Annotated in this window: 26 protein-coding genes, 1 tRNA gene and 1 pseudogene; 19 read left to right on the top strand and 9 right to left on the bottom strand. The window is 36.4% G+C overall.

Annotation, left to right across the window (positions count from 1 at the left end):
• Window positions 1-5: 5 nt before the first annotated feature.
• The 5 genes from J2S77_RS04515 (at window position 6) to J2S77_RS04495 (ending at window position 2,909) form a co-directional block, all read left to right on the top strand.
• Window positions 6-347, top strand: a complete 342-nt coding sequence (locus J2S77_RS04515; RefSeq protein WP_306975066.1) for a right-handed parallel beta-helix repeat-containing protein — start codon at window positions 6-8, stop codon at window positions 345-347.
• Between the two features lie 91 nt (window positions 348-438).
• The gene (locus J2S77_RS04510) at window positions 439-657 is read left to right on the top strand and encodes a hypothetical protein (protein WP_306975065.1); all 219 of its coding nucleotides are present in this window, start codon (window positions 439-441) and stop codon (window positions 655-657) included.
• Window positions 658-1,197: 540 nt separating this feature from the next.
• Window positions 1,198-1,620: a phage holin family protein gene (locus tag J2S77_RS04505; protein ID WP_306975063.1), complete on the top strand. Its 423-nt coding sequence runs from the start codon at window positions 1,198-1,200 to the stop codon at window positions 1,618-1,620.
• 12 nt (window positions 1,621-1,632) lie between these two features.
• Window positions 1,633-2,655: an N-acetylmuramoyl-L-alanine amidase gene (locus J2S77_RS04500; protein ID WP_306975061.1), complete on the top strand. Its 1,023-nt coding sequence runs from the start codon at window positions 1,633-1,635 to the stop codon at window positions 2,653-2,655.
• A 2-nt stretch (window positions 2,656-2,657) separates the two neighbouring features.
• Window positions 2,658-2,909, top strand: coding sequence for a phage holin family protein (locus J2S77_RS04495; protein WP_306975060.1), 252 nt, complete (start codon window positions 2,658-2,660; stop codon window positions 2,907-2,909).
• Between the two features lie 49 nt (window positions 2,910-2,958).
• On the opposite strand, the gene J2S77_RS04490 is transcribed toward J2S77_RS04495, so the two are convergent.
• The 5 genes from J2S77_RS04490 to J2S77_RS04470 form a co-directional block, all read right to left on the bottom strand.
• Window positions 2,959-3,258 carry a hypothetical protein gene (locus J2S77_RS04490; RefSeq protein WP_306975057.1) on the bottom strand — a complete coding sequence of 100 codons (300 nt, stop codon included), beginning with the start codon at window positions 3,256-3,258 and terminating at the stop codon, window positions 2,959-2,961.
• 1,690 nt (window positions 3,259-4,948) lie between these two features.
• Entirely contained in the window at window positions 4,949-6,211 is a 1,263-nt protein-coding gene (gene cypC / locus J2S77_RS04485; protein WP_306975055.1) for a CYP152 family fatty-acid peroxygenase CypC, read from the bottom strand.
• Window positions 6,212-6,498: 287 nt separating this feature from the next.
• Window positions 6,499-7,197, bottom strand: coding sequence for a YetF domain-containing protein (locus J2S77_RS04480; RefSeq protein ID WP_306975053.1), 699 nt, complete (start codon window positions 7,195-7,197; stop codon window positions 6,499-6,501).
• A 173-nt stretch (window positions 7,198-7,370) separates the two neighbouring features.
• Window positions 7,371-8,222: a manganese catalase gene (locus tag J2S77_RS04475; RefSeq protein ID WP_306975051.1), complete on the bottom strand. Its 852-nt coding sequence runs from the start codon at window positions 8,220-8,222 to the stop codon at window positions 7,371-7,373.
• A gap of 355 nt (window positions 8,223-8,577) precedes the next feature.
• Window positions 8,578-9,030: a DinB family protein gene (locus J2S77_RS04470; RefSeq protein ID WP_306975050.1), complete on the bottom strand. Its 453-nt coding sequence runs from the start codon at window positions 9,028-9,030 to the stop codon at window positions 8,578-8,580.
• Window positions 9,031-9,289: 259 nt separating this feature from the next.
• Between J2S77_RS04470 and J2S77_RS04465 the strand changes: the two genes are divergently transcribed.
• From J2S77_RS04465 to J2S77_RS04455, 3 genes are read left to right on the top strand one after another with little or no spacing between them, the layout of a single operon-like run.
• A complete protein-coding gene (locus tag J2S77_RS04465; RefSeq protein WP_306975048.1) occupies window positions 9,290-9,517 on the top strand; it encodes a hypothetical protein in 228 nt (75 codons plus the stop codon).
• 4 nt (window positions 9,518-9,521) lie between these two features.
• On the top strand, window positions 9,522-9,851 hold the full coding sequence (locus tag J2S77_RS04460; RefSeq protein ID WP_306975046.1) for a YolD-like family protein: 330 nt from the start codon (window positions 9,522-9,524) through the stop codon (window positions 9,849-9,851).
• Window positions 9,852-9,864: 13 nt separating this feature from the next.
• Window positions 9,865-11,121, top strand: a complete 1,257-nt coding sequence (locus J2S77_RS04455; protein WP_306975044.1) for a DNA polymerase IV — start codon at window positions 9,865-9,867, stop codon at window positions 11,119-11,121.
• A gap of 32 nt (window positions 11,122-11,153) precedes the next feature.
• On the opposite strand, the gene lexA is transcribed toward J2S77_RS04455, so the two are convergent.
• Window positions 11,154-11,774: a transcriptional repressor LexA gene (gene lexA / locus J2S77_RS04450; RefSeq protein WP_306975043.1), complete on the bottom strand. Its 621-nt coding sequence runs from the start codon at window positions 11,772-11,774 to the stop codon at window positions 11,154-11,156.
• A 201-nt stretch (window positions 11,775-11,975) separates the two neighbouring features.
• Between lexA and J2S77_RS04445 the strand changes: the two genes are divergently transcribed.
• The 7 genes from J2S77_RS04445 to J2S77_RS04415 all read left to right on the top strand — a co-directional run bounded on the left by J2S77_RS04445 (window position 11,976) and on the right by J2S77_RS04415 (window position 17,051).
• Complete coding sequence (locus J2S77_RS04445) at window positions 11,976-12,209, top strand: DUF896 domain-containing protein (protein WP_306975042.1); 234 nt, start codon at window positions 11,976-11,978, stop codon at window positions 12,207-12,209.
• Window positions 12,210-12,298: 89 nt separating this feature from the next.
• A complete protein-coding gene (tkt, locus tag J2S77_RS04440; protein ID WP_306975040.1) occupies window positions 12,299-14,308 on the top strand; it encodes a transketolase in 2,010 nt (669 codons plus the stop codon).
• Between the two features lie 96 nt (window positions 14,309-14,404).
• Window positions 14,405-14,836, top strand: coding sequence for a sporulation inhibitor of replication protein SirA (gene sirA / locus J2S77_RS04435; RefSeq protein WP_306975037.1), 432 nt, complete (start codon window positions 14,405-14,407; stop codon window positions 14,834-14,836).
• A 119-nt stretch (window positions 14,837-14,955) separates the two neighbouring features.
• Window positions 14,956-15,204, top strand: coding sequence for a YneF family protein (locus J2S77_RS04430; protein ID WP_306975036.1), 249 nt, complete (start codon window positions 14,956-14,958; stop codon window positions 15,202-15,204).
• 139 nt (window positions 15,205-15,343) lie between these two features.
• Window positions 15,344-16,048 carry a cytochrome c biogenesis CcdA family protein gene (locus J2S77_RS04425; RefSeq protein ID WP_306975034.1) on the top strand — a complete coding sequence of 235 codons (705 nt, stop codon included), beginning with the start codon at window positions 15,344-15,346 and terminating at the stop codon, window positions 16,046-16,048.
• Between the two features lie 71 nt (window positions 16,049-16,119).
• Window positions 16,120-16,563, top strand: a complete 444-nt coding sequence (locus tag J2S77_RS04420) for a Na(+)/H(+) antiporter subunit B (protein WP_306975032.1) — start codon at window positions 16,120-16,122, stop codon at window positions 16,561-16,563.
• Window positions 16,564-16,565: 2 nt separating this feature from the next.
• Window positions 16,566-17,051 (top strand): CcdC family protein, encoded by a 486-nt coding sequence (locus J2S77_RS04415; RefSeq protein WP_306975030.1) that lies wholly within the window; start codon window positions 16,566-16,568, stop codon window positions 17,049-17,051.
• Between the two features lie 18 nt (window positions 17,052-17,069).
• Here the strand turns inward: J2S77_RS04415 and J2S77_RS04410 are convergent, their stop codons facing one another.
• Together J2S77_RS04410 and J2S77_RS04405 are read right to left on the bottom strand one after the other, a co-directional pair.
• Window positions 17,070-17,525 carry a DUF2621 family protein gene (locus tag J2S77_RS04410; RefSeq protein WP_306975028.1) on the bottom strand — a complete coding sequence of 152 codons (456 nt, stop codon included), beginning with the start codon at window positions 17,523-17,525 and terminating at the stop codon, window positions 17,070-17,072.
• A gap of 27 nt (window positions 17,526-17,552) precedes the next feature.
• Window positions 17,553-17,649 (bottom strand) — tRNA-Sec (locus J2S77_RS04405).
• Between the two features lie 230 nt (window positions 17,650-17,879).
• On the opposite strand from J2S77_RS04405, the gene J2S77_RS04400 reads away from it, so the two are divergent.
• Both J2S77_RS04400 and selB read left to right on the top strand, forming a co-directional pair.
• Window positions 17,880-18,965 (top strand): ATP-binding protein, encoded by a 1,086-nt coding sequence (locus tag J2S77_RS04400; protein WP_306975026.1) that lies wholly within the window; start codon window positions 17,880-17,882, stop codon window positions 18,963-18,965.
• A 23-nt stretch (window positions 18,966-18,988) separates the two neighbouring features.
• Window positions 18,989-20,863, top strand: a complete 1,875-nt coding sequence (gene selB, locus J2S77_RS04395) for a selenocysteine-specific translation elongation factor (RefSeq protein ID WP_306975024.1) — start codon at window positions 18,989-18,991, stop codon at window positions 20,861-20,863.
• Between the two features lie 62 nt (window positions 20,864-20,925).
• On the opposite strand, the gene selD is transcribed toward selB, so the two are convergent.
• Window positions 20,926-21,987: a selenide, water dikinase SelD gene (gene selD, locus J2S77_RS04390; RefSeq protein WP_370871781.1), complete on the bottom strand. Its 1,062-nt coding sequence runs from the start codon at window positions 21,985-21,987 to the stop codon at window positions 20,926-20,928.
• A 176-nt stretch (window positions 21,988-22,163) separates the two neighbouring features.
• On the opposite strand from selD, the pseudogene J2S77_RS04385 reads away from it, so the two are divergent.
• Both J2S77_RS04385 and selA read left to right on the top strand, forming a co-directional pair.
• Window positions 22,164-22,346 (top strand): annotated as a pseudogene (locus J2S77_RS04385) (Rdx family protein); the annotation flags it as partial.
• Between the two features lie 74 nt (window positions 22,347-22,420).
• Window positions 22,421-23,818 carry an L-seryl-tRNA(Sec) selenium transferase gene (gene selA / locus J2S77_RS04380; RefSeq protein ID WP_306975022.1) on the top strand — a complete coding sequence of 466 codons (1,398 nt, stop codon included), beginning with the start codon at window positions 22,421-22,423 and terminating at the stop codon, window positions 23,816-23,818.
• The last annotated feature ends 142 nt before the right edge of the window (window positions 23,819-23,960 follow it).

Genomic DNA, 23,960 nt, shown 5'->3' with positions numbered 1-23,960 from the left:
AGAATATGGCTAATAATAATGAGAGTACTGGTATAAGAATAGACAAATCAACAAACGTAACTATAGATAATAACAATCTAAAAGGATTTGATTTAGGTGTTGATATTTCAAACTCCGAAGATGTTGAAGTACTAAATAACGTGATTGAAAATTTTAATATTACCGATCCATACGAACTCGCTCGAGATATTAGAGAAAATGAAGAAATTCAACAACAAATTGAGAAAGCTAAAAGTGGCGATGAAAAGTCAATCGCATTTCTGAAAGCAATAGCAGAAAAAATAACTGTTGAAATTGTATCAACTACTTATAAAGCCATACTAATATCAAATGGAATAGAAATATAATATAGAGTCCTAATAAGGGCTCTTTTTTATTGATATAAGGACACTTATGCGCAGTAGATAACACCTGTTTTTTATGCTCAAAGACAGGTGATTGAATGACAGAAAGCCCATCCATTATGTGTTCGATCGAGACGACAACCTATTAACAATCTTGAATAATGATAGTGATGACGCATGCCGCTTTATGGAATCGTATCTTGAAGAGGAATTGAACGCTGTGTCACTTGAACGATTCGCAAGAATATCTTTAGCTAGCAATATGACCACGATTTCAGGTGAAATTCGAATTATATTAGACTTTATTTTTTAGGTGACAATCAATATAACCAAAAAGTAACAGCAAGTGATATCAGTTCAACAGCGTTAATTGCTGGTTTTGCGACTTATTCGATTTGGTAAAACCAATAAGAACATTCATTTGTAGTAAAAAAAGAGAGGGGTTATTAAACTCCTCTCTTCATTATGTACTTCGATTTAGTTTGCTACTATTCGTTGCTGTTTGAACCGTTCCTGATTGCTAGGAACAGACTGAGAGAACCTAGAGTGAGACTTGCATAGCTATTGGTAAGAGCTTGATTGCTTGAGTTTATGGTTAAGTAAACACATAGCACCATGAAAACAAATACCATTGCCAAAGCTAAATAGTACAAAGTTGACTTTAGAGTTTTCATATAATCACCTCCTTAACTACAATATAACAAATAAAACCTTTAAATAGATGACATAAAGGATTTTTTTGAAAGTTGGTGAGAAAATGACTGAATATACAAAATGAAGCTTATCGATACGGGTATAAGATATCAGCAATAGCGCCGAACGGGCGCTTTTATTATGTTTTAGGGGGTAAATTGTGGATGTTGTAAACAATGCAAAAATGATGACTGCAGGAATAGCAGTAGTGTTAAGTTGGTTGTTTGGTGAGTGGTCCATTTTGTTAGGCGCGCTCATCTTTTTTGTATCATTTGATTTTCTAACAGGCATCTTGGCATCGGGTTATGAAGGCAAGTTGAAAGCGGATGTTGCGTTTTGGGGGATTCCTAAGAAGATTATGATCTTTGGTTTGGTTGCAGCTGCGCAAATCATTGACCAAGTTTATTTGTTTCAAATCGGAAATCCAATCGTTGTTGGCCAAATGGAATTAAGCGTCATGGCTGCGACGATTTTTTATTATCTAGTAACTGAGTTCATTAGTGTCAGTGAGAACTTAGGGAGATTAAATGTGCCAGTGCCACCGCCGTTAAGAAAGTCTATTAATTTTTTCAAACAAAAATAAGGAGTGATTTAAATGGCAGGACAATTAGATATTCCGAAGTTTGTAGACTATCGGAATGAAGTTAAGCGCCATTCTAACAAAACGTTTCCAGTATTAGATGTAAAGGACAAAACAACGATTGCGATTCATCATAGCTTAACTAAGCAAGGTAAAGATGGCTCAAACGCAGAAGATTATGCGCGATACCATGTCGATACTCACGGTTGGCCAAGTATTGGTTATTCTTATGTCATAGAAGAAGATGGCACGATTAAGTGGGTGAATGACATCGAACTACGCACCTATCATGTTGGTAATCACAATAACTATGCAGTCGGTGTATGTTTAACTGGTGACTTCCGATCAGAAGAACCCACCGATGCACAAAAAGAAAGCTTGCGTCATTTAGTGAGTGCTTTGCAAAGTCAATATCCGCATATCAAATACGTAAAAGGCCATAACGAGTTTAGTGGTTATGAGTGGAAACAGTGTCCAATGTTTGATTACAAGGCTGTATTGAATCAAGGTGAACCGAAAGCACCAGTACCTGCTGGTAAACATGAAATTCAAGAAGGTGATACGCTCTGGTCGATTGCGAAGGGTAAAGACTTCGATGTAGATGATTTGAAGAAAGTAAATGCTGACATCAAACCAACGCAATTGAAAGTTGGTGACGTGGTTAAACTGCCAAACAGTAGTGACGAACAAGTTGATGAGAAACCCAAAGCTAATCTGAAAATTGATGGTAAATGGGGCAAGCTGACAACAAGAGCATTGCAGCGTTATTTAGGTACACCAATTGATAGCGTCATTAGTAATCAAGTACGCAATCATGTTACGGCCCAAATTGTATCTGGTATTACGTTCGGTGATGGTGGAAGCTTAGTCATCAGAGCGCTTCAAAAGTTAATCGGAGCCAAAGAAGATGGCTATTTAGGACCTAAAACTATTGAGGCATTGCAACAATATCTAGGAACTGTAGTAGATGGTAAGCTAAGTGATCCAAGTTTAGTAGTAGAAACGCTACAAAGAGCATTAAACGAAGGGAGTTTTTAAAAATGGAGATTATGGATTATGTAGTAGAAAAAGCGCTGATTTTGATTCCAGTGCTTATGATAATCGGAAAAATGATTAAGCAAATGGAGATCGTACCAAACAAATTTATTCCTGCAATACTTTTAGCGATCGGCTTAGGCCTGTCGCTACTTTTATTTGGTTTGAATGTTGATGCTGTGGTGCAAGGTGTATTGGTTACAGGCGCATCTGTTTATGTGCATCAGGTCATTAAACAAAAAGATAAGGAAGAATAAGTTAAAGCCCTCGCTATTGCGGGGGCTTTTTATTATTTCTTATACTATTTTAAAAATGTATAGCAGTATCTTTAATATCTAGATAAGTCTCTCCATGCTTCTCAGTCGAAAAAGGTATGCTTTGTTCACCAAACTCAAATTTATATTCCCCTGGATTTTCCTCGATATATCCTTCTATTAAACTTGTTAAATACTGACTGAATGGTTCCTTTGCATTAGTAGAATTCATAAAATCATAAAATTTATACATGTGCCAAAAGATTACGCCTTCAAATTCAAAGGTTACTTGTTTATTCTTAATCCCACTCTCAATATACTGGTCCATCTTCTGATCATTACTGTACTTCATGCCATCATCTCCTATTTAGTTTTCTGCTATATAATAGCATAAGGTTTTATAAATGGCTGATTTTCGACAAAAGATGCTAAATAAATCTATTTGATGTGAAATACAACGTGATTAAACGTTAATAAATATTTACTACACAAAAACTACACATACCATTTCAACTATGCCTACATCTCAGTATTTAAACGCCCAAGTTCGATACTGGCCACCGGTATCAAACCACAGTTTTTAAAATTCAATCTTCCCACAAGTTTCCCACAGATTTCCCACAAAAATTAATATAACTTTATTTAGTTTAAGATATGCGATTTTCATAAACCTTGATTTAACAACTGTTTAAAGCAGATAAAATTAAGTTTATTTAGTTAGAACACGTTCCGCACACAAGTTCACCCATGGGAGAGAGAACAATATTTAAGCACTTACTAAAGTGTGTTGCCCCTTGCCATTTAGTTGGTAAGGGGTTTTGTAATTTTAGAAGGTAGCCACTCTATGACTCCGTTCTATTATTAAATTTCTCGTTAAGTTCTCGGAATTCCATTGAAATATTTATGAGTGTGCCAAGGATTAAACCTAGCAGAGCACCCAAGAACCCATATATCAGAAAACCTAAGAAACCACCGACTATTAGTAAAAGAAATAGATTGTAAGTCATTTTATCCCTCCGAAATTATTTTAGCGTAGCAGTAAATGTTTTTAAGATTAGTTCATGAGACTTCAATCATAATGTGAATTAAACAATTCATTCGACAAACGCATGAGGACTAGATTTTTAAATCAATCCACCTATACGAATCAAGAAATATTTAAAGATATTATATTAAATTAAGTTCACCCAATGACTGCCATACCAAGAAAGTTAGTATGATAGAAGTTGAACATATAAGAATCCAAGAAGTTGTATTTTTTGGTCTGCGAAGATTATGATATATGATGTAAATTAATAACCCAAAAACGAAAGGCATAAATAACCACATTAGGTAAACAAGTAGTAAAAGCATATTTGACCTCCTCAGAAACCTCCATATCAAACTAATTTAATGATACGGCTTTTCATAAAATATCTCAATACGATGAAATATTTATCGATTGATCTTCACAGTATGTTGGTTACAAATAATGAGTGTATACTATAAATGATAAAAAAATATGAATACTAGCAAAGCATAATTTAGATAAATGGATTTGCCAAGCAATTTTTTATTAAGGATAAATAACCAATTTATTGAGGGAGCTTGATGATTAATCTTAGAATCCCTATATACATATTTGCCTTAGGCTTGGTTTCGGGTATTTATTAAAGGCTTGATTTTTTATATCTTCAAAATGGAAATTATTTGTTATCGCCAATTCAATTTCTAGGGACAGTTTTAGTTTTCTTTATAATGTTTGAGTATACTGAAGTTAGTGAGAAGAAGGTGCATTTGATTTCGGGAGTCGCGTTAATAATTGCGGGAGGTTTATTAGATTATTATTTGTAAACTCTATATATTTTCTCAATGCTTTTACTCAAACATAAAAACTTAATCGCTCATGCACGAACGGCAAAAGCATGATATTATCTGAAATAGATGATATCATGCTTTTCATTATCTTTAGGTTTGTTTGTCAGTAAACTTGATACAATAAGACATATACACGCTAATTCCAACAATTAATTAACGTGTGTATTATTTATTCCATGCATCTCTTAGACTTTCTTCACTCGATCCATTATAAATCTGTCTTTAGGCAAGCTTGGTATTCGCATCATGCTATAACGTAAATTCTGCTGTTTAGGTACGTTATATTCCATATGATTAACGAGCAAATCTAAACTGGATTTCATTACTTCAACAGTTAGCCATTCTCCAGGACATCGATGCCCCTTATAATAATCCCCGCCCCCTTGAGGAATAAGATCGTATGGACTTTCTTCTCTTTCTTTAAAACGGTCAGGTGTAAATTGTTCAGGGTTATCCCATAAATTAGGATGGTGATTTGTCCCATAAATATCTAATAACACAAGGCTCTCTTTTTTAAAATCATGGCCCTTCCAAAGAAAATTTTCACGTACCCTTCCTGTGGTAAAAGGGAAAAAAGGATAATACCGACGAACTTCTTGAATAAACAATTCAAAGACATCCTCATCGCCATTTAAAAGCTTTTCCTTCTCCTCTGGGTTTTCAAATAATGCTAATGCGGCAAATACAATATATACTGATATGGCTACAATAGGACGTAAAATATTGAGGACCTCTACTGCGGTTACCTCGGTATTTAAAAGTTTTCCATTCGTATCGCGATACCAAGCCATACGGTGTAATGCTGTTTCTTCCGGTGTTTCAAGTTTACTATTGCGAACATCCTTAATTATTTTTTGAAGCCACAATTCTAAAGCATTACGAGCTTGTCTTCCCTTCCAATGTCTTGGACCAATGGCTGCAGCGGAATCGAATAACTTCTCTAATTGACTGGCTCTTAGGCTCGCATCACTTTGAGATAACGGTACACCTGCCCATTTACAAGCTGTAATAGCTAATATTTTAGTTACCTCATGGTATAAAATGACTTCATTCTCACTTTCCCATTTATCAATAGCTGATGCCCATTCTTTCTTGAAGATATTTACAACATCTTGTAGCTGTTTTTCCGTCATCAACGACATAAATAATTGTTTTCGATGTTTGTGACTAGTATCATCTATTGTTTGTATCGCCTTTTCGCCGAATAAAGTTTGTCTAATTCTTTTTGGTGCTGCACCTTGTCTCTTAATTTTTGACTCATCATAAAAAACTTTAACAGCTTCTTCTCCTGCAATACAAACCGCTTTTTGTCCGCCTAACAACCGAGTTTCAAAAATATCTTTTCCAAAACGCTTCCGTCGATTTGATATGTATAAATAGCCTTCTCTCATCATGGCTAAGCTATTATCTATGCCTTTATCAATTGGGATTTGTTCTTTGTATGGCATTTTGAATCACTCCTTAGTAATATTTAAATAAAAGGTAGTAATATACAGAAAAGAGGAAAATTCTTTTGAATCAGTTTAACTCATTCTCACTCTTAGCAACCCTTGTTGCTAAGAGTTTTTTTAAGTGTGGGACGCCTTACCATATCAAAGTTTAAGGGGGGTTGTTCTACGGTAAATTTTGAAAAAGTCGTTAGGAACTATTGTTTTCCATAAAATTGTCCATACACTTAAATATTCCTGCTTTTAAGTGTATGAATAAACATCTGCTGTGATCTAATAGCAATGAGCTAGAGTGAACTGTCATTATTGGTATCAATATATAACGTTCCATCTTTCTGAACTTCAGCATAGAACACATCTGAAATGGAATTGATCCCTGATAGTCTTAATTGTTGCTCTACCCATTCATTATCAATATTCAACTTTTTAAGGTTTTTTTCTTGAATCTTACCATCTGAAATTACAGATGCAGAGGTAGGGAATGTCATATCAGTTGCTTGTGTAATGTTCATATTCCCTTTAGTTAAAGGTTGCTTGGTTTCTTTTTTCATAACTGAAAGCGTTCCGTCTGTTTCAAAAATTGCATAATCTACATCGGATATTTCAAAGACATTCTTTTTGCGTAATAACGTGTTTAAAGCATCGAGGTCTAATCGTACTTTTTGAAGAGCTTTATCCATAATCTCACCTTTTTGTATAAGGATTACCGGTTGCCCTTCAACGGTATTTCGAAATAGTGGGGATTTTAAATCCAAAAAGCCAATAAAAATTGTAAAGGCACTCCAAGTTAATAATGCTATTATTCCATTTGTAACGCTAAATGATGAGTCAATCGCAAGAGAAGCACCTATAGTACCGATCGATATTGCTGATACAAAATTAAAAAAGGTCAATTGTGCGATTTCTTTTCTTCCCATTAGCCTTGTTAGGACTAACAAGGTAATGAACGCAATAGCTAGCCTAGATATCAATTCTATTATAGGCATATATAGATCTCCTTTAAGTTTTGTTTAATATCATTAGAAACTAAATAGCAAGAATCAGTTGTTGGGACTAAAGGGGAAAGCATTTTAATAAACCCAAACGAATTGCTACCGACTTATTCTGTAGCATTAGAAACAACACCCAAAGTGCAAAAACTCTGGGTGTTGTTATTAAATTATTGAGGAGGGGATTGCTCACCGTTTTTCAAGTTTGTCGGTGGAGTCCCGTGAATGAAAGGTGGTCCAGGTTTAAGGTTTGGAATTTGTCCCATTGGTTCTGGGTTTTGGATATATTCAAATGTTCCTTTTCCATCCATTGTAGGACCGTTTGCCCAGCTTCCTTGTTGACTCTCTGTGCCTTCAGAGAAGCTATAGAAAGTATAAGCTACTTCTTGTTTTTCATGTTGTGGATTGAATGTACTTGGTACGACAGCATCCTGAGTTCTTTCTAATTCTTCAATAGCTGCCATCCATTGATTTTGGTGCATCTTGTCACGAGCAATGAGGAAGGAAAGCATATCTCTAACACCAGGGTCTGTCGTCATTTCATAAAGTCGGCATACTTGTAGTCTTCCTTGTGACTCGGCGTTTAAATTAGCACGGAAATCAGCAAGTAAATTTCCGCTACCTACCGTATAGCGAGCTGACCAAGGGTAACCGACGCTATCGTTCGGTTGGGCACCTAAGCCGTTGACGATAGCATGTTGAGGGTTCATACCGCCTAATACGGCTTCGACTGCAGGATCTTTCGCAGCTTGTTCTTGATCATTTGCTGGAGCGCCATCTAGAAGTTGTGCAATCATGTTAGCGATCATTTCTACGTGGGCAATTTCTTCCGTTGCGATATCCATAATCATATCTTTATATTTGTTTTCTGCTCGACAGTTCCATCCTTGAAATAGATACTGCATCATAACCGTCATTTCACCATACTGTCCACCTAGTATTTCTTGTAGTTTCTTGGCATAAACAGCGTCTGGTTTTGATGGTTTCGCGTTGTATTGAAGTTCCTTTACGTGATAAAACAAATAACCACTCCTTAATTAAATTACTGGCAATAATAGTGTTTATATTAAGAGTAGAAATATACGGAAAAGAAATGAACTTATTATAAAGTAGATACTACGGAAAGGTATAAAAAAAGATGTGTGTAGATGAATCCTTAAAGCAAAAAATTGTGGAATTAATCAAACGGGGTGGATGTTGATGTTGTTATGATTTATGCAAAAGAGCTTCGCTTGTAGAACGCTTTACATCAATTGCAAGAACCTCAATCAAAGTTATTTTAGCATAGGTGAATATTTAAAAATTAGTTTATTTAATTTAGCCTTAATACCCAGTAGGGGGCCGAGCTGGTGCTGCACCAGCTCGACTTTAATTAAGTTACCTATTTCTATTATAGGTAATATAATCGACATTAACTGGTTTGTCACCATTTATACGTAAATGTAAATTGATTTGTCCGCGATGATATTGACCATGGAGAACAACATGGGTGAGAACTTCTTTAATTGGAGTTTCAAATTCTAATCCTTGGCTATTTTGATATGTTATTGACTGCTCTAAATCAGAGTTATTTAACTGATTTATATATGTTGTATAACTCAACTCGTTTTCGTAGGCAAGTTTTGCACATTCCGCAACATTGATATCCTCCACCCATAACGATGAAAGTGGAGAGGTCTCCTTTTTCAATCTTGCAAACCATACTTGTTCAGCATACAAAATATGTGCGAATAACCTCCTAGCGTTTTTATTGTCATTATTGTGTAAGCACTCTAGAATCTTGTTATTAGACCAGTACAAATGGTTAAACATATTTTTGAAGTGTTCCAATACCAATCAACTCCTTAAATAATAATTTTAAATAAAATTGACTGTCACCCCATTGGCTAACTTACGAGTAAACATCCTATTTCCTCACATATATTATAAATTCCCTAGCTCGAAAAGTAAAAACTGTATTAAGATCCTTGTAAAGAATTTATGACCATTTAATTGTTATTTAGTGGAAGGGTATAAAATGTATTGCTTTTAAGAAGGAGGGGATGCTATAATACGAACAAACGTTCTTATATCGAGGAGGTTATCAATTATGGGACAGTTATTACCATCATCACTTCGTTACAATAAGAAATTAGAAATGGTCTACATTGATCATCACAATAATATGACGCAACGAACGGTGACGATTATTAAAATGGAAGATCATCGAATTCTTGCTTATTGTTTTACACGGCAGGCTGTTCGTTCCTTTCAAAAAGCTAATATCTTAGCTATTTATCCGATTGATCACAATCAAAGTAAACAAATGGAGGCTTAAACTCATGATGCACCATGATCGCGGCAGTATTAAATGGACGTCACTCATGCTTCCAGAGCATGTTGATGCACTTCAAGATATATGGCAAGTACAAAACGATCGACAACCACCAATGTTAGACGACCAACAGCTTAGTTATTATATTCATGTGTTAACCGAGGCTTATCAAACGGGGCAACCTATTCATATTGTTTATTATAAAGCTAATGAATTTCGAGAGATGAACGGATGGGTTCTAGACTGGAGTAAACAGGATCAAGCCGTGCGAATTCAAACGATGGATGATGAACGTGAATGGATTCCCCTCAGACATATTAAAGATATGATGGAATAAAGGTGTCGCTATAATGGATTATCGTTTATACCCGAGGCATGATGTTCTTTGTATTGATATGCGTTCATTTTATGCGAGTGTTGAATGCATGAAAAGAGGACTCAATCCGCAAACAGCACTATTAGCTGTTGTTGGTGATCCGAATCGACGTGGCAGTATTGTGTTGGCTGCATCTCCTGCTTTGAAAAAGAAACACGGTATCAGCAATGTGAGTCGTTATTTTGAGCTGCCTGAAGACTCTAATATCGTGATTGCCCCAGCTCATATGGGTGATTATTTAACAGTATCCTTAGAGATTACAAAATTAATGATGCACTTTGTTCCAAAAGAAGCGATTCATGTCTATTCTGTTGACGAATTATGGTTAACAGTCGATGGTTTAGAACCTTTATATGGATCAACTCACACGATCGCAGAAAAAGTTAAATCGAGTATTCACGAACAATTTGGGATTGATTCGGTCATTGGCATTGGTGATAATAAGTTTCTGGCGAAAGTAGTGATGGACTTACATGCGAAAAAATCACCGAATGGGATCAGTGAATGTCGTTATGAACAGGTCGCAGACAAACTGTGGCCGATTGAAATCGAAAACATTTGGGGAATTGGTTCTAAAATGAAAGGTCATCTTAATCGTATGGGGATCGTGACCTTAGGGGACTTAGCTCAATTTTCGCAATCACATTTAAAAAAACGCTTCGGCATTATGGGCGAACAATTGTACTGGCATGCATGGGGAATTGACTTAAGTCCTGTGATTGGCCAATTCACCAAGACAGAACAAAAAGGGTACGGTCATGGCATCACGCTACTTCGGGATTATACTGAGGATGAAATCAAAGCCTGTCTCCTTGATTTATGTGATGAAGCATGCCGGAGAGCGAGGCGTGATGACCGTGCAGGACGTACAATACATTTGGCGATTCGTTATACAGATGAAATAGGGCAACATTTTAGTCGTTCTCGGTCGATTGATGTTCCGACAAATGACACGATGGAAATGTATGATGTGTGTATGCAATTGTTTGAAGAGTTTCATACTGATGGCGCTCATATTCGTAAAGCATCCGTTACTTTAACCAATTTAACGGATGATATTGGGACACAACTCAGTTTATTTGATAATCGTGCTGATAGGAAACAGCTAAATGAAGCGGTCGATCATATCCGCGAGCGATTTGGTTCGACTGCTATATTGCGAGCTAGCAGTTATACATCGGGAGGAATCGCACTCGATCGTGGTCAAAAGATTGGTGGGCATTACGAATAAACCCGCGTATGTTTTAACATACGCGGGTTTTATTAATGAATATCACGGTAAACGCCAATCACTTTGCCTAAAATAGTGACGTGATCTAAAATGATGGGTTCCATGGATGTATTTTCTGGTTCAAGGCGATATTGATGGCTGTCTTGGAAAAAACGCTTGACCGTAGCTTCATCTTGTTCAGTCATAGCAACAACAATATCACCATTTGCTGCTGTGGCTTGCTTACGTACGATAACTAAGTCATCATTCAGAATACCGGCTTCAATCATACTGTCACCTTGAATTGATAAAATGAACACATCATCATCAACTGTTGCTTGAGTATTAGGTAAAGGAATATATTCCTCGATATTCTCTATAGCTGTAATAGGTTCACCCGCTGTTACTTTACCAATCAGTGGTGCGTACATAGCATGGCGCTCTTGTACGGTTTGTTGATCTTCATGTGTGATTTCGATTGCACGTGGCTTGGTTGGATCACGTCGGATATAACCTTTCTCTTCTAATCGTGATAAATGTCCATGAACTGTTGAACTGGATGCTAAACCAACAGCTTCAGCAATTTCACGAACAGATGGTGGATACCCTTTCGCTCGGACTTCTTCCGAAATAAACTCATAAATTTGTTTTTGTCGTTTTGATAATTTTGTCATTCCGCTCACCTCATCACCATATCCCATGATAGAATAGCTTCCTAATAATAGTTACATTATACCAACTATTCACACAAAAAACAAACGTTCGTTCGTGTTTTGAACACAATTCTTGTTTTTACATGGTGTACGATTTAAAATAAAGTTTGGAATAGAAAATTTAAGGCAATATAAAAGGATAAAGGCAAAAGGAGTATCATAATGTTATCTCAAAATAAACTTGACCGGATTAATGAACTGGCAAACAAAAAGAAGACCAAAGGATTAAATAAGAAAGAAGAGAAGGAACAACAGGAACTACGCCAAGAATACTTAAAAGCATTCCGTTCATCATTTAAAGGCCAATTACAGTCCATGAAAGTCGTGGACCCAGAAGGACAGGATGTAACACCTGATAAATTAAAGCAAGAGCAAGAAAATAATAAAAAACATTAAATTTATGACGATATTTGTTGGTGTTTTTTGTTAGAATAGAAATGTTGATAAATCTAACAGAATCGCAATATTGAAGGGAGAATTTAGTTATGAGTCAAACGACAGAACAATTATCAATTAATACGATTAGAACACTAACTATTGATGCAGTTGAAAATGCAAGTTCAGGTCACCCAGGAATGCCAATGGGTGCTGCACCAATGGCCTATACACTATGGACTAAAATAATGAATCACAATCCGAATCATTCAACATGGTTTGATCGTGATCGCTTTGTTTTATCAGCTGGGCACGGCTCAATGCTTTTATATTCATTGCTTCATTTGTCTGGATATAATGTTACGTTAGATGATTTAAAATCGTTTCGTCAGTGGGGTTCTAAAACACCAGGTCATCCAGAATACGGGCATACGGACGGCGTAGAAGCAACAACTGGCCCACTTGGACAAGGTTTGGCAATGGCTACAGGTAAAGCGATGGCTGAACGCTTCTTGGCTGCAAAATATAATACGGAAGATCATCAAGTTGTTGATCATTACACGTATGCTATATGTGGCGATGGTGACTTAATGGAAGGTGTCTCTCAAGAAACCGCATCATTAGCAGGTCATTTAAAACTTGGAAAACTAATTGTGATGTATGATTCAAATGATATTTCACTTGATGGTGACCTAAACCGTTCATTCTCTGAAAGTATTGAAGACCGCTATAAAGCATACGGTTGGCATGTCATTGTTGTAGAAGACGGTAATGATACTGACGCGATTGAAAAGGCGTTAAAAGAAGCGAAAGCAAATACTGAACAACCAACAATGATCGAAGTAAAAACAGTAATCGGTTATGGTGCACCTAATAAATCAGGTAAAGCAGACGCACATGGCGCTCCACTTGGTGAAGACGAACTGAAATTAGCCAAAGAGCATTATGGTTGGGATTATGAAGAATCATTTTACATCCCAGATGAAGTAAAAGCCGACTTCAAAGAGAAAGTACAAGATCGCGGTGCTCAAGTAGAAGCGAAATGGAATGAGCTTCTAGAATCTTATAAACAAGCACATCCTGAACTAGCAAAAGATTTTGAACGTGCAATTAACGGCGACCTACCGGCAGGATGGAACGCTGACTTACCAGATTATGATGAGAATTCTAAAGCTTTAGCAACACGTGCCGCTTCAGGTGAAGTATTAAATGGATTAGCTGCAAACATTCCTAATTTAATCGGCGGTAGTGCTGATTTAGCTGGATCAAATAAAACAACATTAAAAGGCGAGGACGACTTTAAACCTGCTGACTATAGTGGTCGTAATATTTGGTTTGGTGTCCGTGAATTTGCGATGGCAGCTGCCTTGAACGGTATGGCTTTACACGGTGGTGTAGAAGTTTATGGTGGTACATTCTTTGTCTTTAGTGATTACTTACGCCCAGCTCTACGTCTTTCAGCATTAATGGGCGCACCAGTCACATATGTGTTAACACATGATTCTATTGCGGTTGGTGAAGATGGTCCTACACACGAGCCAGTTGAACAGTTACCATCATTACGCGCAATGCCACATCTCGACGTGATTCGCCCAGCAGATGCTAATGAAACGAAAATGGCATGGGAATTATCAGTTGAATCGACAGATCATCCGACTGCTTTAGTGTTAACACGACAAGGCTTACCAGTGTTACCTGAAACAGATGAGTTAGCACGTGAAGGTGTGCGTAAAGGTGCATACGTATTAAAACACGCAGACAAAGAACAACCAGATCTAATTCTTTTAGCAACAGGTTCAGAAGTGCAGCTTGTTTATAAAGCAAGTGAACAACTGAAAGAAGAAGGAATCGATGCGCAAGTTGTGAGTATGCCATCATGGGCACGCTTTGAAGAACAGTCTGAAGAATACAAAGAAACAGTTCTTCCACCTAATGTAACTAATCGCTTAGCTGTTGAAATGGCTTCACCATTTGGTTGGGAGCGTTATGTAGGTATCAATGGTGATATTCTTGGCATTGATACATTCGGCGCATCAGCACCTGGTGGAGAAGTTGTAGAAAATTATGGCTTTAATGTTGAAAATGTAGTAAAACGTGCAAAAGCAGCATTAAACAAATAATACTAGCTTTCGATCAAGTTTTCATCAGCGTATAGTGTGAAAACGACAAATTTTGATTAGGAATATTGATACGCTTGTCCAAAAGGAGGGCAATTCATGTATCAATATTCCTTATATTTTGTAAAACCAGACTATGTGAATGATTTTTATTATAAAGTTGATGTATTATATCGTTTTTTGAAGCAATGTCATGACAAGATTTTAGATGAACAATTAGTTAGTACTGTTTTAGACCAGCCTTCATTTATGCATTTTATTCAAGCATGGGCTTATTATGATCAAAGTCATCAATACCTAGCTCAATTAGATCAACAAAAAGTTGTGTTACATAAAGGACAGGAACAAATAGTCGTAACAGGAACTAACGAAGCGATTAATGTTTATACTCAGTCATTTTCACAACTCGAATATGTTTTATTTCCTTGGTTAAAACAGTGGAACCCGCGAACGTTTATCGTCAATTACGATACCATAGAGTGTGGTTGGATCCTTCCGTTAACCAATCGCGCCTTTGATATTACGATCTAATTTGACCATGTATAGGTACTATTTCAGGAATTCGACAAGACTTCCTGAAAAGCTATTGTCATAGTAGATAAGTTTTACTATACTGTATAAAGACAACGAGATAGGAGGAAAATGAAGCAATGGATATACTATGGGTTGTATTAATTGCTATTGCCACATTGATTCTTGGCCTTCTTGCAGGCTTTTTTATTGCTCGTAAGACAATGATGAGTTATTTGAAGAAGAACCCACCAATCAATGAGCAAATGTTACGTACGATGATGATGCAGATGGGACAAAAGCCATCGCAGAAGAAAATCAACCAAATGATGAAGTCCATGACACAACAGATGGACAATGACGATAAGAAAAAGAAAAAAGATAAGTAATAAAAAAGAATGGGTGCGATGCCCATTCTTTTTTATTAGTGATTTTCATAAAACCGTCAATGAATAAGCCTACAAACGAGCGTAATGTTTGATACGATGGTAGTATATAAATGTAAGAATAGGATTAGGAGCGTATACCATGACGGATTTAAATATTTTTCTTGCATTTGGAGCAGGAATTCTCACGTTCATATCACCTTGTGTTTTACCTTTATATCCTGTCTTTTTGTCTTACGTGACAGGAATGAGTGTAGAAGAGCTTAAAAATGATAAAGCCATGTTAAGAAAACGAAGTATGTTACATACCTTATTTTTCTTAATCGGCTTTTCTTCTGTGTTTATTATGCTTGGCTTTACTGCATCATTTATAGGCGGAACTCTATATGCTTACAGTGATTTAATTCGACAAATCGGCGCTATATTAATTATTTTCTTTGGTTTAGTAATGATTGGCTTTTTCAACTTTGATTTCCTAATGAAGGAGAGAAAAGTCACGTTTAAAAATCGACCAGTGGGTTATTTAGGTACATTATTAATTGGTGCAGCTTTTTCAATGAGTTGGACACCATGCACCGGTCCTATCCTAGCAGCGATTCTATCGCTTGCTGCCACAAATCCTGAATCAGGTGTCGTGATGATGTCAGCCTATTCACTTGGCTTTTCAATTCCGTTCTTCATCATGTCATTCTTTATTGGCAAGATGAATTGGATTAAAAAATATGCACAAAAAGTCATGACAATTGGAGGTTATGTCTTAATTGTATTAGGTTTTGTTCTATTTTTTGACTGGTTAAAAATCATCACATCATATTTAGCCAATTTATTTGGATTCCAAGGCTTTTAAAGATTGAATGGATGTATCGAATCACCTATAATTAACATACAAGGTCTAGATTAAAGGAGAAACAGACGTATATGGTTAATCAAAATGATATTATCTTAAAAACAATGACACAGCTGATCACATTTATTCTACTCGGTTTCTCAATTTATTTATTTTTTGCTGGTCACAATGCACCTGGAGGAGGCTTTATTGGAGGCCTCATGACAGCTGCTGCAATTATTCTAATGTATATGACTTACGGTTATGAAAAAATAACGAAAATATTGCCGATCAATTTCACAACCCTATTTATTGTCGGTGTTGGTATTGCTGCTTTGTTCGGTGTCGGAAGTTTTATCTTCGGCGAGCCATTTTTATCACAAAATGCGGCGTATTTTCAGTTACCAATCTTAGGCAAGACCCACCTGTCAACAGCTCTAATTTTTGATTTTGGAATATATTTGGCTGTGATTGGCGTAAGCATGACCATCATTTTAACAATTGCGACTGATTCAAAAGAAGAAGAGGTTGAATAATCATGTTTTCATTCTTGGATCATCCACTTGTTGCAACGGCCATAACGATTATGGCTATGATCATGGCTAGTGGTATGATTGTGGTCCGACAGAGGGCTTCGAAAAAACCAGCAAGTATTAAAAAAATCTTATTACCCCCTTTGTTTATGAGCACGGGCGCACTGATGTTTGCATTTCCATATTTTCGAATTGAATGGCTTTTAGTTTTAGAAGCCATAACGGTTGGACTACTATTTTCAATAGTGCTTATTCTTACGTCTAAATTTGAAATATACGATCAGGATATTTATTTAAAACCGTCTAAAGCATTAGGTATTGTTTTAATTGGTTTGCTGGTCATTCGAGTAGCTTGGAAATTAGCAGTAGGCGAATCCATCTCAGTAGGTGAGACCAGCTCTATGTTTTATTTATTAGCATTTGCTATGCTAGTAACTTGGCGGATTGGCATGCTAGTTAAATTCATGAAATTAAAAGCGACATTATCATAAAAAAAGCGGAAGTCAAGGTTATGTTCCTTGGCTTCCGCTTTTATAATTTCGTTCTAGCAAATGTTCATAGGGCGAAAAATCGATTTCTTTTTCTTCTAAACGTTTGATTAAGAATTTATGATCTCGTTTAGGGGTTGCTAGTATATAACCTTCAATAAGCAGGTCTAATGTTATGCTATTTGCCCGGCGCTCAAGTGCCAGTTGGCCAATTTTAGCACCAATTTTCTGTTTCGCCACATCTTGAAATATATCAGGAACTGGCTCAACTAATTCATTAAGTAAAGCTTTTTGGTCTTCACTCCACAGGTCAATTGTCTGATTAACATAGTATTCTTCCCAATCAATAATTGATTTACCATCTTCTTTAGGTAGCTTTTTCAAAAACTTGCGAAACATGAAATAGCCACCGATTACTAGTAAAACAAGCATGATAAACGACCATATCAGTAATAGAATTCCAATCGTAGTTGACATAGACCTCACTCGCTTCATAATTTGCATTGGCGGGACTGTGTGGGAATCGAACCCACCAGAGACGGCACGCGCCTCCCGAACGGTTTTGAAGACCGTGACAAGCACCAGCACTGTAACCAGCCCCATAATATCCAAATAAGATTATACAAGTTGATTAAACTATGCGCAACTTAAACGTTTTTTGAAAATATTGAATTAAATTCATTATTTAGTATAATTGTTCTTAATACAGAATCATTTTGATAAATTTTAGACAATTGACAAAAATTTCGGTAAAATAATATTTGTTGTAATATTTTGATATCATCATTCATAGTTTGTAATAAATTCGCCTGATTGAGGAGGACATTTGCAATGTTGCACGAACCGTTAACCTTTTTAGATATGAATGCCATACAGAATGATGTTCCTAACAGTAGCTTAATAGAAGCTTCACATTATTGGTGTGATGAGCATTCTATGGCAGTTAAAATTATATATGATGAATCTCTCGAAATAGCGTTCGTTAGTAAATCAGTCTACCATGTGTTTGGTTATGAACGAGATGAATTAATGAAACAATCGATTTTACAATATATTCACCCTGAGCACCGTGATTCGTTACGAGACTTAGTTAAAACGTTACCAATTGATGATAAAAAGAGCCATGAATTTCGTCTATTAAATTCAGATGGTGAGTATATTGATTGTCTTGCAAACTCTGGACAGATTGTGGATCCTGATACAAACAAACCATTTTATGTATCAGTTATTCAAGATATTATGGAGCATAAACAAGCTCAACAAATGTTAATTAGTTCAGAAAAGCTTTCAACAGCTGGACAATTAGCAGCTAGTATTGCTCATGAGATTCGAAATCCAATAACATCTTTAAAAGGTTTCCTCCAACTTCTCGAAACAGGCATCGAAGGTAAGGAAGAGTATCTAGCCATTATGAAAGATGAAATTGAAAAAATAGAAGCTATTTCAACAGAAATGTTGTATATTGCAAAACCTTCTCCGAACGAGTTTGAACAAGCAAATATCATTTCAATACTTGAAGATATTTGTATGCTTATGCGTTCGCAAGCTAGAATGAATGATATCGATCTCGTGTTAGAAACTGACGTTGAAATACATGAAATCTACTGTGATCCGATGCAACTGAAGCAGGTATTCATTAATCTAATAAAAAATGCAATCGAAGCAATGGAAAACCCAGGCATTATAACAATACGGATTAATACGAATGAAATATTAACTATAGAAGTAATAGATGAAGGTCCTGGTGTGCCTGATTCATTAAAGGAGAAATTAGGGCAACCGTTTTTTACGACAAAAGATAAAGGTACCGGACTAGGCTTAATGGTTACGTTAGATATATTGCAGAATCATCATGCTGAATTAAGTATTTTAGACCGCGAACCTCAAGGGAGTATCTTCAAGATCGATTTTAAATAAGTTTAGATGGTGACATAATAGACATGAAACAATACACAATAGGTATGGCCGGCCATATAGACCACGGAAAAACCAAATTAACTGAAGCTTTAACAGGAATTAACACAGATAGATTACAAGAAGAGCAGGAGCGAAACATTTCAATTGAATTAGGTTATGCTCCATTGTATGAAGATGACGGGATGACTTTATCAATTATTGATGTACCAGGACATGAACGGTTTATAAGACAAATGATTGCAGGAGTCTCAGGTGTTGATAAAACAGTGTTAGTTGTGGCTGCAGATGATGGGGTAATGCCACAAACTGTTGAACATCTCGAAATTTTAAATTATTTAAAGATCCAAAATACGATGATTGTAATTACGAAAATAGAGTTAGTGGATGATGAATGGTTACAACTCGTATTAGAAGAATTAAATCGATACACTCATGATACAGTATTTGAACAAGCTCCAATTCATTTAGTCGATTCGCAATCAGAGAAAGGAATTGCCGATTTAAAGCATGCTTTATTGCAGCTTCTTGAAGTTTCGCCATACCGTAATTCGATGGGTTACTTTCGTATGCCCATTGACCAAGCCTTTCAAATTCACGGGATTGGTACGGTCGTTCGTGGCACGGTGTTAGATGGAGTGGTGTATAACCGTGACCAATTATATGTTCAGCCTAGCAATCGTTCGGTGAGTGTAAAAAGTATTGAACAGTTTGGTCGAACGGTAGAATCAGCATCACTTGGTAGCCGGGCTGCCTTAGCGATTAAAGGGCTTGAATCTGATACTATTAAACGAGGAGATGTGTTAACTAATCACCCTAATCAAGTAGAAGCATATCGTCTAGATGTTGAAATTCAGACTTCTCGGTATTTACAACAAACCATTAAACAGCGAAGCCCGATTAAATTACATATTGGAACGAGTGAAGTGTACGGACGAATAATTTTATTTGATCGCAATGAAATTCATGAAGCTGAAGAAACAGTTTACGCGCAACTTGAACTTGAGGAATCAGTGTATGCATTTAGGCATGATTTATTTGTATTAAGACGTGCTAGCCCTAAAGAAACAATTGGTGGGGGTAAAGTGGTGCACGCTCCTGCTAGGAAACACAAATTTGGAAAACAAACAGTGGATACAATTAAAAGGTCATCGGTACAATCACCAAGTGAACAATTAATAGATTATTTGCATCAAGAAGAACCACTTTTAACTGAAGGCGAAATTGCAAACGTCTTAAACTTACAAGAAGCCGAAGTTACTGCATTATTAGAACAATTACTAAAGACGCAATCACTTATTCAAATCGATCAATCATTTGCATCGAAAGCGTGGTTAGAAAGTCAATATCATCAGGTTTTTAATCAATTGCAGAACTTCCATAATCAATATCCTATGGAAACTGGTCTAGATAAATCGATTGTCATGCAAACCATTGATGCACCTGATAAAACCCAAAAGAAAATCCTAAATGAATGGGTAAACAGTCATTGTATGATTCAAGAGCAACACTTAGTTAAACTCCCTGAATTTGAACCTTATATTCCTAGTGAAATCAGAGAAACTGTTAACAGAGGTTTAAATCACTTATATGAAGATGGATTAACAGTAAAAGAATGGAGGACGTATTTCCCTGAGTTAGAGGCAGCAACAGTTGAATCATTAAAAGATTATTGTTTATCTAAGCAACTCATTATTCAATTAACTGAAGAATTAGTTGTTCATTATGATTGTTTTTATCATGCTGTTCAATCACTTTACCATGCGTGTCCTAAGCAGTTTTCTTTAAAGGAAGCCAAGGAGCAATTACAAATTTCAAGGAAATATATAATTCCTTTCTTAGAAACTTGTGACCAATTAGAGAAGACAAGACGAGAGGAGCAATATCGATATTGGACTTAAAATAAATCCGGACGGGAATTGCTCCGTCCGGATTTGTCTAGTTTTACAATCAAAAACTCGTGCTAATATGACACCATTATATGTGGCGTTTGATGATTAACCACTTCACCAATTGTTACCGCTAAATGGTCAGGTGATTCATTCATCTCTTGTATGAATTGTTCTGCGTCCTGAGGATTCAATGATATCAGCAACCCACCAGATGTTACAGCATCCGTTAATAACAATTGGTCATCACGGTTTAAATTAGAATCGAATGTAACATAGTCTTTAAGCCATGATAAGTTGGCTTTAGATCCACCAGGTACAGCACCTTGTTTAAGATAATTATCAACACCTTCAATTACAGGAACCGAATCATAATTAATTGAAAGAAGAACGTGGCTGTTTTCAGCAATCTCATAAGCATGCCCTAGTAAACCAAACCCTGTAACATCAGTCACAGCATTAGGTCGGTATTGTTGTAAAATCGACTTCGCTCGTTTATTTAACTGACCCATCCAATTAATGGTTGTTGTTTGAAGGGATTCATCAGCTAAACCTTTTTTAATGGCAGTCGTTGCAATACCTGTTCCGATTGGTTTGGTTAGAATCAATTGATCACCAGGCTTAGCATTTCCGTTTGTCCATATATGATTGGGATGAGCGAATCCAGTGACAGCTAAACCGAATTTAGGTTCATCATCATCAATGGAGTGACCTCCAATAATGGCACCACCTGTTTCAGCCATCTTATCCTCAGCACCTTGTAAAATAGAAGCTAATATATCTGATCCATATTTTTCAACAGAGAAACCGACGATATTTAGAGCTGTTTTAACATCGCCTCCCATCGCGTAGATATCACTTACTGCATTGGCAACGGCAATTTGGCCAAATTGATAAGGATCATCCACAATAGGTGTGAAATAATCAACTGATTGTACCATAGCAAGTTGATCATCAATATAGTAAACACCAGCATCATCAGCACTATTTTGACTATATAAAACGTTTTGATTATTTGTTTTTGATTCTACTTGACCCAACACTTGAGTCAGCTCGCTTGGTGCGAGTTTGCATCCTCAACCAGCTTTTGTTGATAAAGATGTTAACCGAACAATTTCTTCTCGATCACGACTCATAGGTTCACCCCCTGATACCAGCTTATTACATGTTTCAAAAAAAGACTATCATTCCAATCTAGATTGTTGCAAAAAGTCTGTATTTTTACTAATCTAATAGTCAAACACTAGAGGAGGGACAAGTTATGAGTTATCGAGTATCAATTGAATTTTGTATGCAGTGAAACTATGCTCCTAAAGCTGCGAGTTTCGCAGATCAATTATTTACAGAATTTCGCCATGAGATTGTAGAAATGAAACTAATTCCATCTTCAGGCGGCGCATTTGAAATATCAGTAAATGATCAGAAAATCTATTCAAAACTAGATACAGGTGAGTTTCCAGACATTAATGCTATCATTAATGATATGAAATCATGATGAACCTCCATTAGCTAGTGCTAATGGAGGTTACGACTGTTATCCGAGTATATAAAGTAAATGAGGCGATTAACATGACATTGCTAAGATCAATTCCGGCCATAGATCAATTATTAAATGATGATCAAAGTCAAACGATGATCAATCAAGAAGGGGTTCCCTTCGATTCGTTGAAATCTGTCTTTCAAGAAGTCACTAGCGACATTCGTTCAACTATATTAAATAATCAGGCCCCTTCATCTTGGAATGAGGGTAATTTATATGAAGTTACTTTATCGTATGCGTTTAAACTATTAGAGGCAAGGCAAAGAAAAGCATTGCAATCTGTTATTAATGCTACTGGGACGATCATTCACACCAACCTGGGCCGATCTCGATTAGCCGATACTGCCGCAAACCGCGTCACAGAAGTAGCCAAGAGCTATTCTACATTAGAGTATGACTTAACAACAGGGAGAAGAGGATCTCGTCACGATTTAGTTGAAGAACGTATTAAAACATTGATAGGTGCTGAAGCAGCAATCGTTGTTAACAATAACGCTGCTGCTGTGTTTTTAGTATTGAGTGCTTTGGCCCAAGGGGAAGAAGTTATCGTATCACGTGGTGAGTTAGTCGAAATCGGTGGTAGTTTCAGAGTTTCTGAAATCATGGAAGAAAGTGGGGCGATTCTTCATGAAGTAGGAACCACGAACAAAACACACTTAAGTGATTATCAAAAGGCGATCTGCGAAGAGACAAAGATGATTATGAAGGTCCATCAGAGTAATTTTTATATGGAAGGTTTTACAGCAAGTGTTAATCGACAAGAACTTAAACCATTAACGACACAGCATGGTGTGGTGTTATATGAGGATTTAGGAAGTGGGTTATTATATAATTTGAGCGAAAATGGAATCAGTGATGAACCAACTGTCCAAGAAGTCATTGCCTATGGAGTCGACCTTGTGTCATTTAGTGTTGATAAACTACTAGGAGGCCCGCAAGCAGGTATCATTGCAGGTAAGAAAGACTATATAGAACAGATAAGATCTCATTCACTTAATCGTGTTTTACGAGTTGATAAGATGACCTATGCAGCTCTTGACGAAACACTTCGACTGTTTGAAGCGGGTTCTTATGAAGAGATCCCAACTTTAGAAGCTGTTTTAAAAAAGGATGAACAAATCAAGCAATCAGTACAGTCTTTTATCAACAGGTTACCAGTCTTAGAAAATATTAATGTATCGATTGAGCAGACAACGGCACAAGTCGGTGGTGGAACATTGCCTGAAGTTACGTTGCCATCACACAGTCTTGTCATGACTTTTGATGAGGCAAAAGCTGAACATGTAACAGAATTATTGCGACTCAATCAACCTGCGATTATTGCTAGAGTTGAAAACGAAAAGGTCTATTTTGATTTTCGAACAATCGATTCAAACGAACATGATTCTATTATTTTGGCGATTTCAAAGATTGATCAATTAATCTAGCAATGAAACTATAAAATTTGTTTTTATCGTTTTACTTCTATACCGTTTTAATATAAAATGAATACGTGCAGAAATAATGTGTTTTCTGTAGAATACGCTTATAAACTGATGAAATGAGACATTACATATGTTAAGGGGGTAA

The organism is Alkalibacillus salilacus, assembly GCF_030812915.1.
Classification (GTDB): domain Bacteria; phylum Bacillota; class Bacilli; order Bacillales; family Alkalibacillaceae; genus Alkalibacillus; species Alkalibacillus salilacus.
This window is presented reverse-complemented; position numbering and strand designations above follow the sequence as displayed.

Bases quoted from the DNA above. Each gene is read 5' to 3' on its own strand.
- J2S77_RS04515 (WP_306975066.1), top strand. From the start codon at position 6: ATGGCTAATAATAATGAGAGTACTGGTATAAGAATAGACAAATCAACA.
- J2S77_RS04500 (WP_306975061.1), top strand. From the start codon at position 1,633: ATGGCAGGACAATTAGATATTCCGAAGTTTGTAGACTATCGGAATGAA.
- J2S77_RS04495 (WP_306975060.1), top strand. From the start codon at position 2,658: ATGGAGATTATGGATTATGTAGTAGAAAAAGCGCTGATTTTGATTCCA.
- J2S77_RS04490 (WP_306975057.1), bottom strand. From the start codon at position 3,258: ATGAAGTACAGTAATGATCAGAAGATGGACCAGTATATTGAGAGTGGG.
- cypC (WP_306975055.1), bottom strand. From the start codon at position 6,211: ATGCCATACAAAGAACAAATCCCAATTGATAAAGGCATAGATAATAGC.
- J2S77_RS04480 (WP_306975053.1), bottom strand. From the start codon at position 7,197: ATGCCTATAATAGAATTGATATCTAGGCTAGCTATTGCGTTCATTACC.
- J2S77_RS04465 (WP_306975048.1), top strand. From the start codon at position 9,290: ATGGGACAGTTATTACCATCATCACTTCGTTACAATAAGAAATTAGAA.
- J2S77_RS04460 (WP_306975046.1), top strand. From the start codon at position 9,522: ATGATGCACCATGATCGCGGCAGTATTAAATGGACGTCACTCATGCTT.
- J2S77_RS04455 (WP_306975044.1), top strand. From the start codon at position 9,865: ATGGATTATCGTTTATACCCGAGGCATGATGTTCTTTGTATTGATATG.
- lexA (WP_306975043.1), bottom strand. From the start codon at position 11,774: ATGACAAAATTATCAAAACGACAAAAACAAATTTATGAGTTTATTTCG.
- J2S77_RS04445 (WP_306975042.1), top strand. From the start codon at position 11,976: ATGTTATCTCAAAATAAACTTGACCGGATTAATGAACTGGCAAACAAA.
- tkt (WP_306975040.1), top strand. From the start codon at position 12,299: ATGAGTCAAACGACAGAACAATTATCAATTAATACGATTAGAACACTA.
- sirA (WP_306975037.1), top strand. From the start codon at position 14,405: ATGTATCAATATTCCTTATATTTTGTAAAACCAGACTATGTGAATGAT.
- J2S77_RS04430 (WP_306975036.1), top strand. From the start codon at position 14,956: ATGGATATACTATGGGTTGTATTAATTGCTATTGCCACATTGATTCTT.
- J2S77_RS04425 (WP_306975034.1), top strand. From the start codon at position 15,344: ATGACGGATTTAAATATTTTTCTTGCATTTGGAGCAGGAATTCTCACG.
- J2S77_RS04420 (WP_306975032.1), top strand. From the start codon at position 16,120: ATGGTTAATCAAAATGATATTATCTTAAAAACAATGACACAGCTGATC.
- J2S77_RS04415 (WP_306975030.1), top strand. From the start codon at position 16,566: ATGTTTTCATTCTTGGATCATCCACTTGTTGCAACGGCCATAACGATT.
- J2S77_RS04410 (WP_306975028.1), bottom strand. From the start codon at position 17,525: ATGTCAACTACGATTGGAATTCTATTACTGATATGGTCGTTTATCATG.
- J2S77_RS04400 (WP_306975026.1), top strand. From the start codon at position 17,880: ATGTTGCACGAACCGTTAACCTTTTTAGATATGAATGCCATACAGAAT.
- selB (WP_306975024.1), top strand. From the start codon at position 18,989: ATGAAACAATACACAATAGGTATGGCCGGCCATATAGACCACGGAAAA.
- selA (WP_306975022.1), top strand. From the start codon at position 22,421: ATGACATTGCTAAGATCAATTCCGGCCATAGATCAATTATTAAATGAT.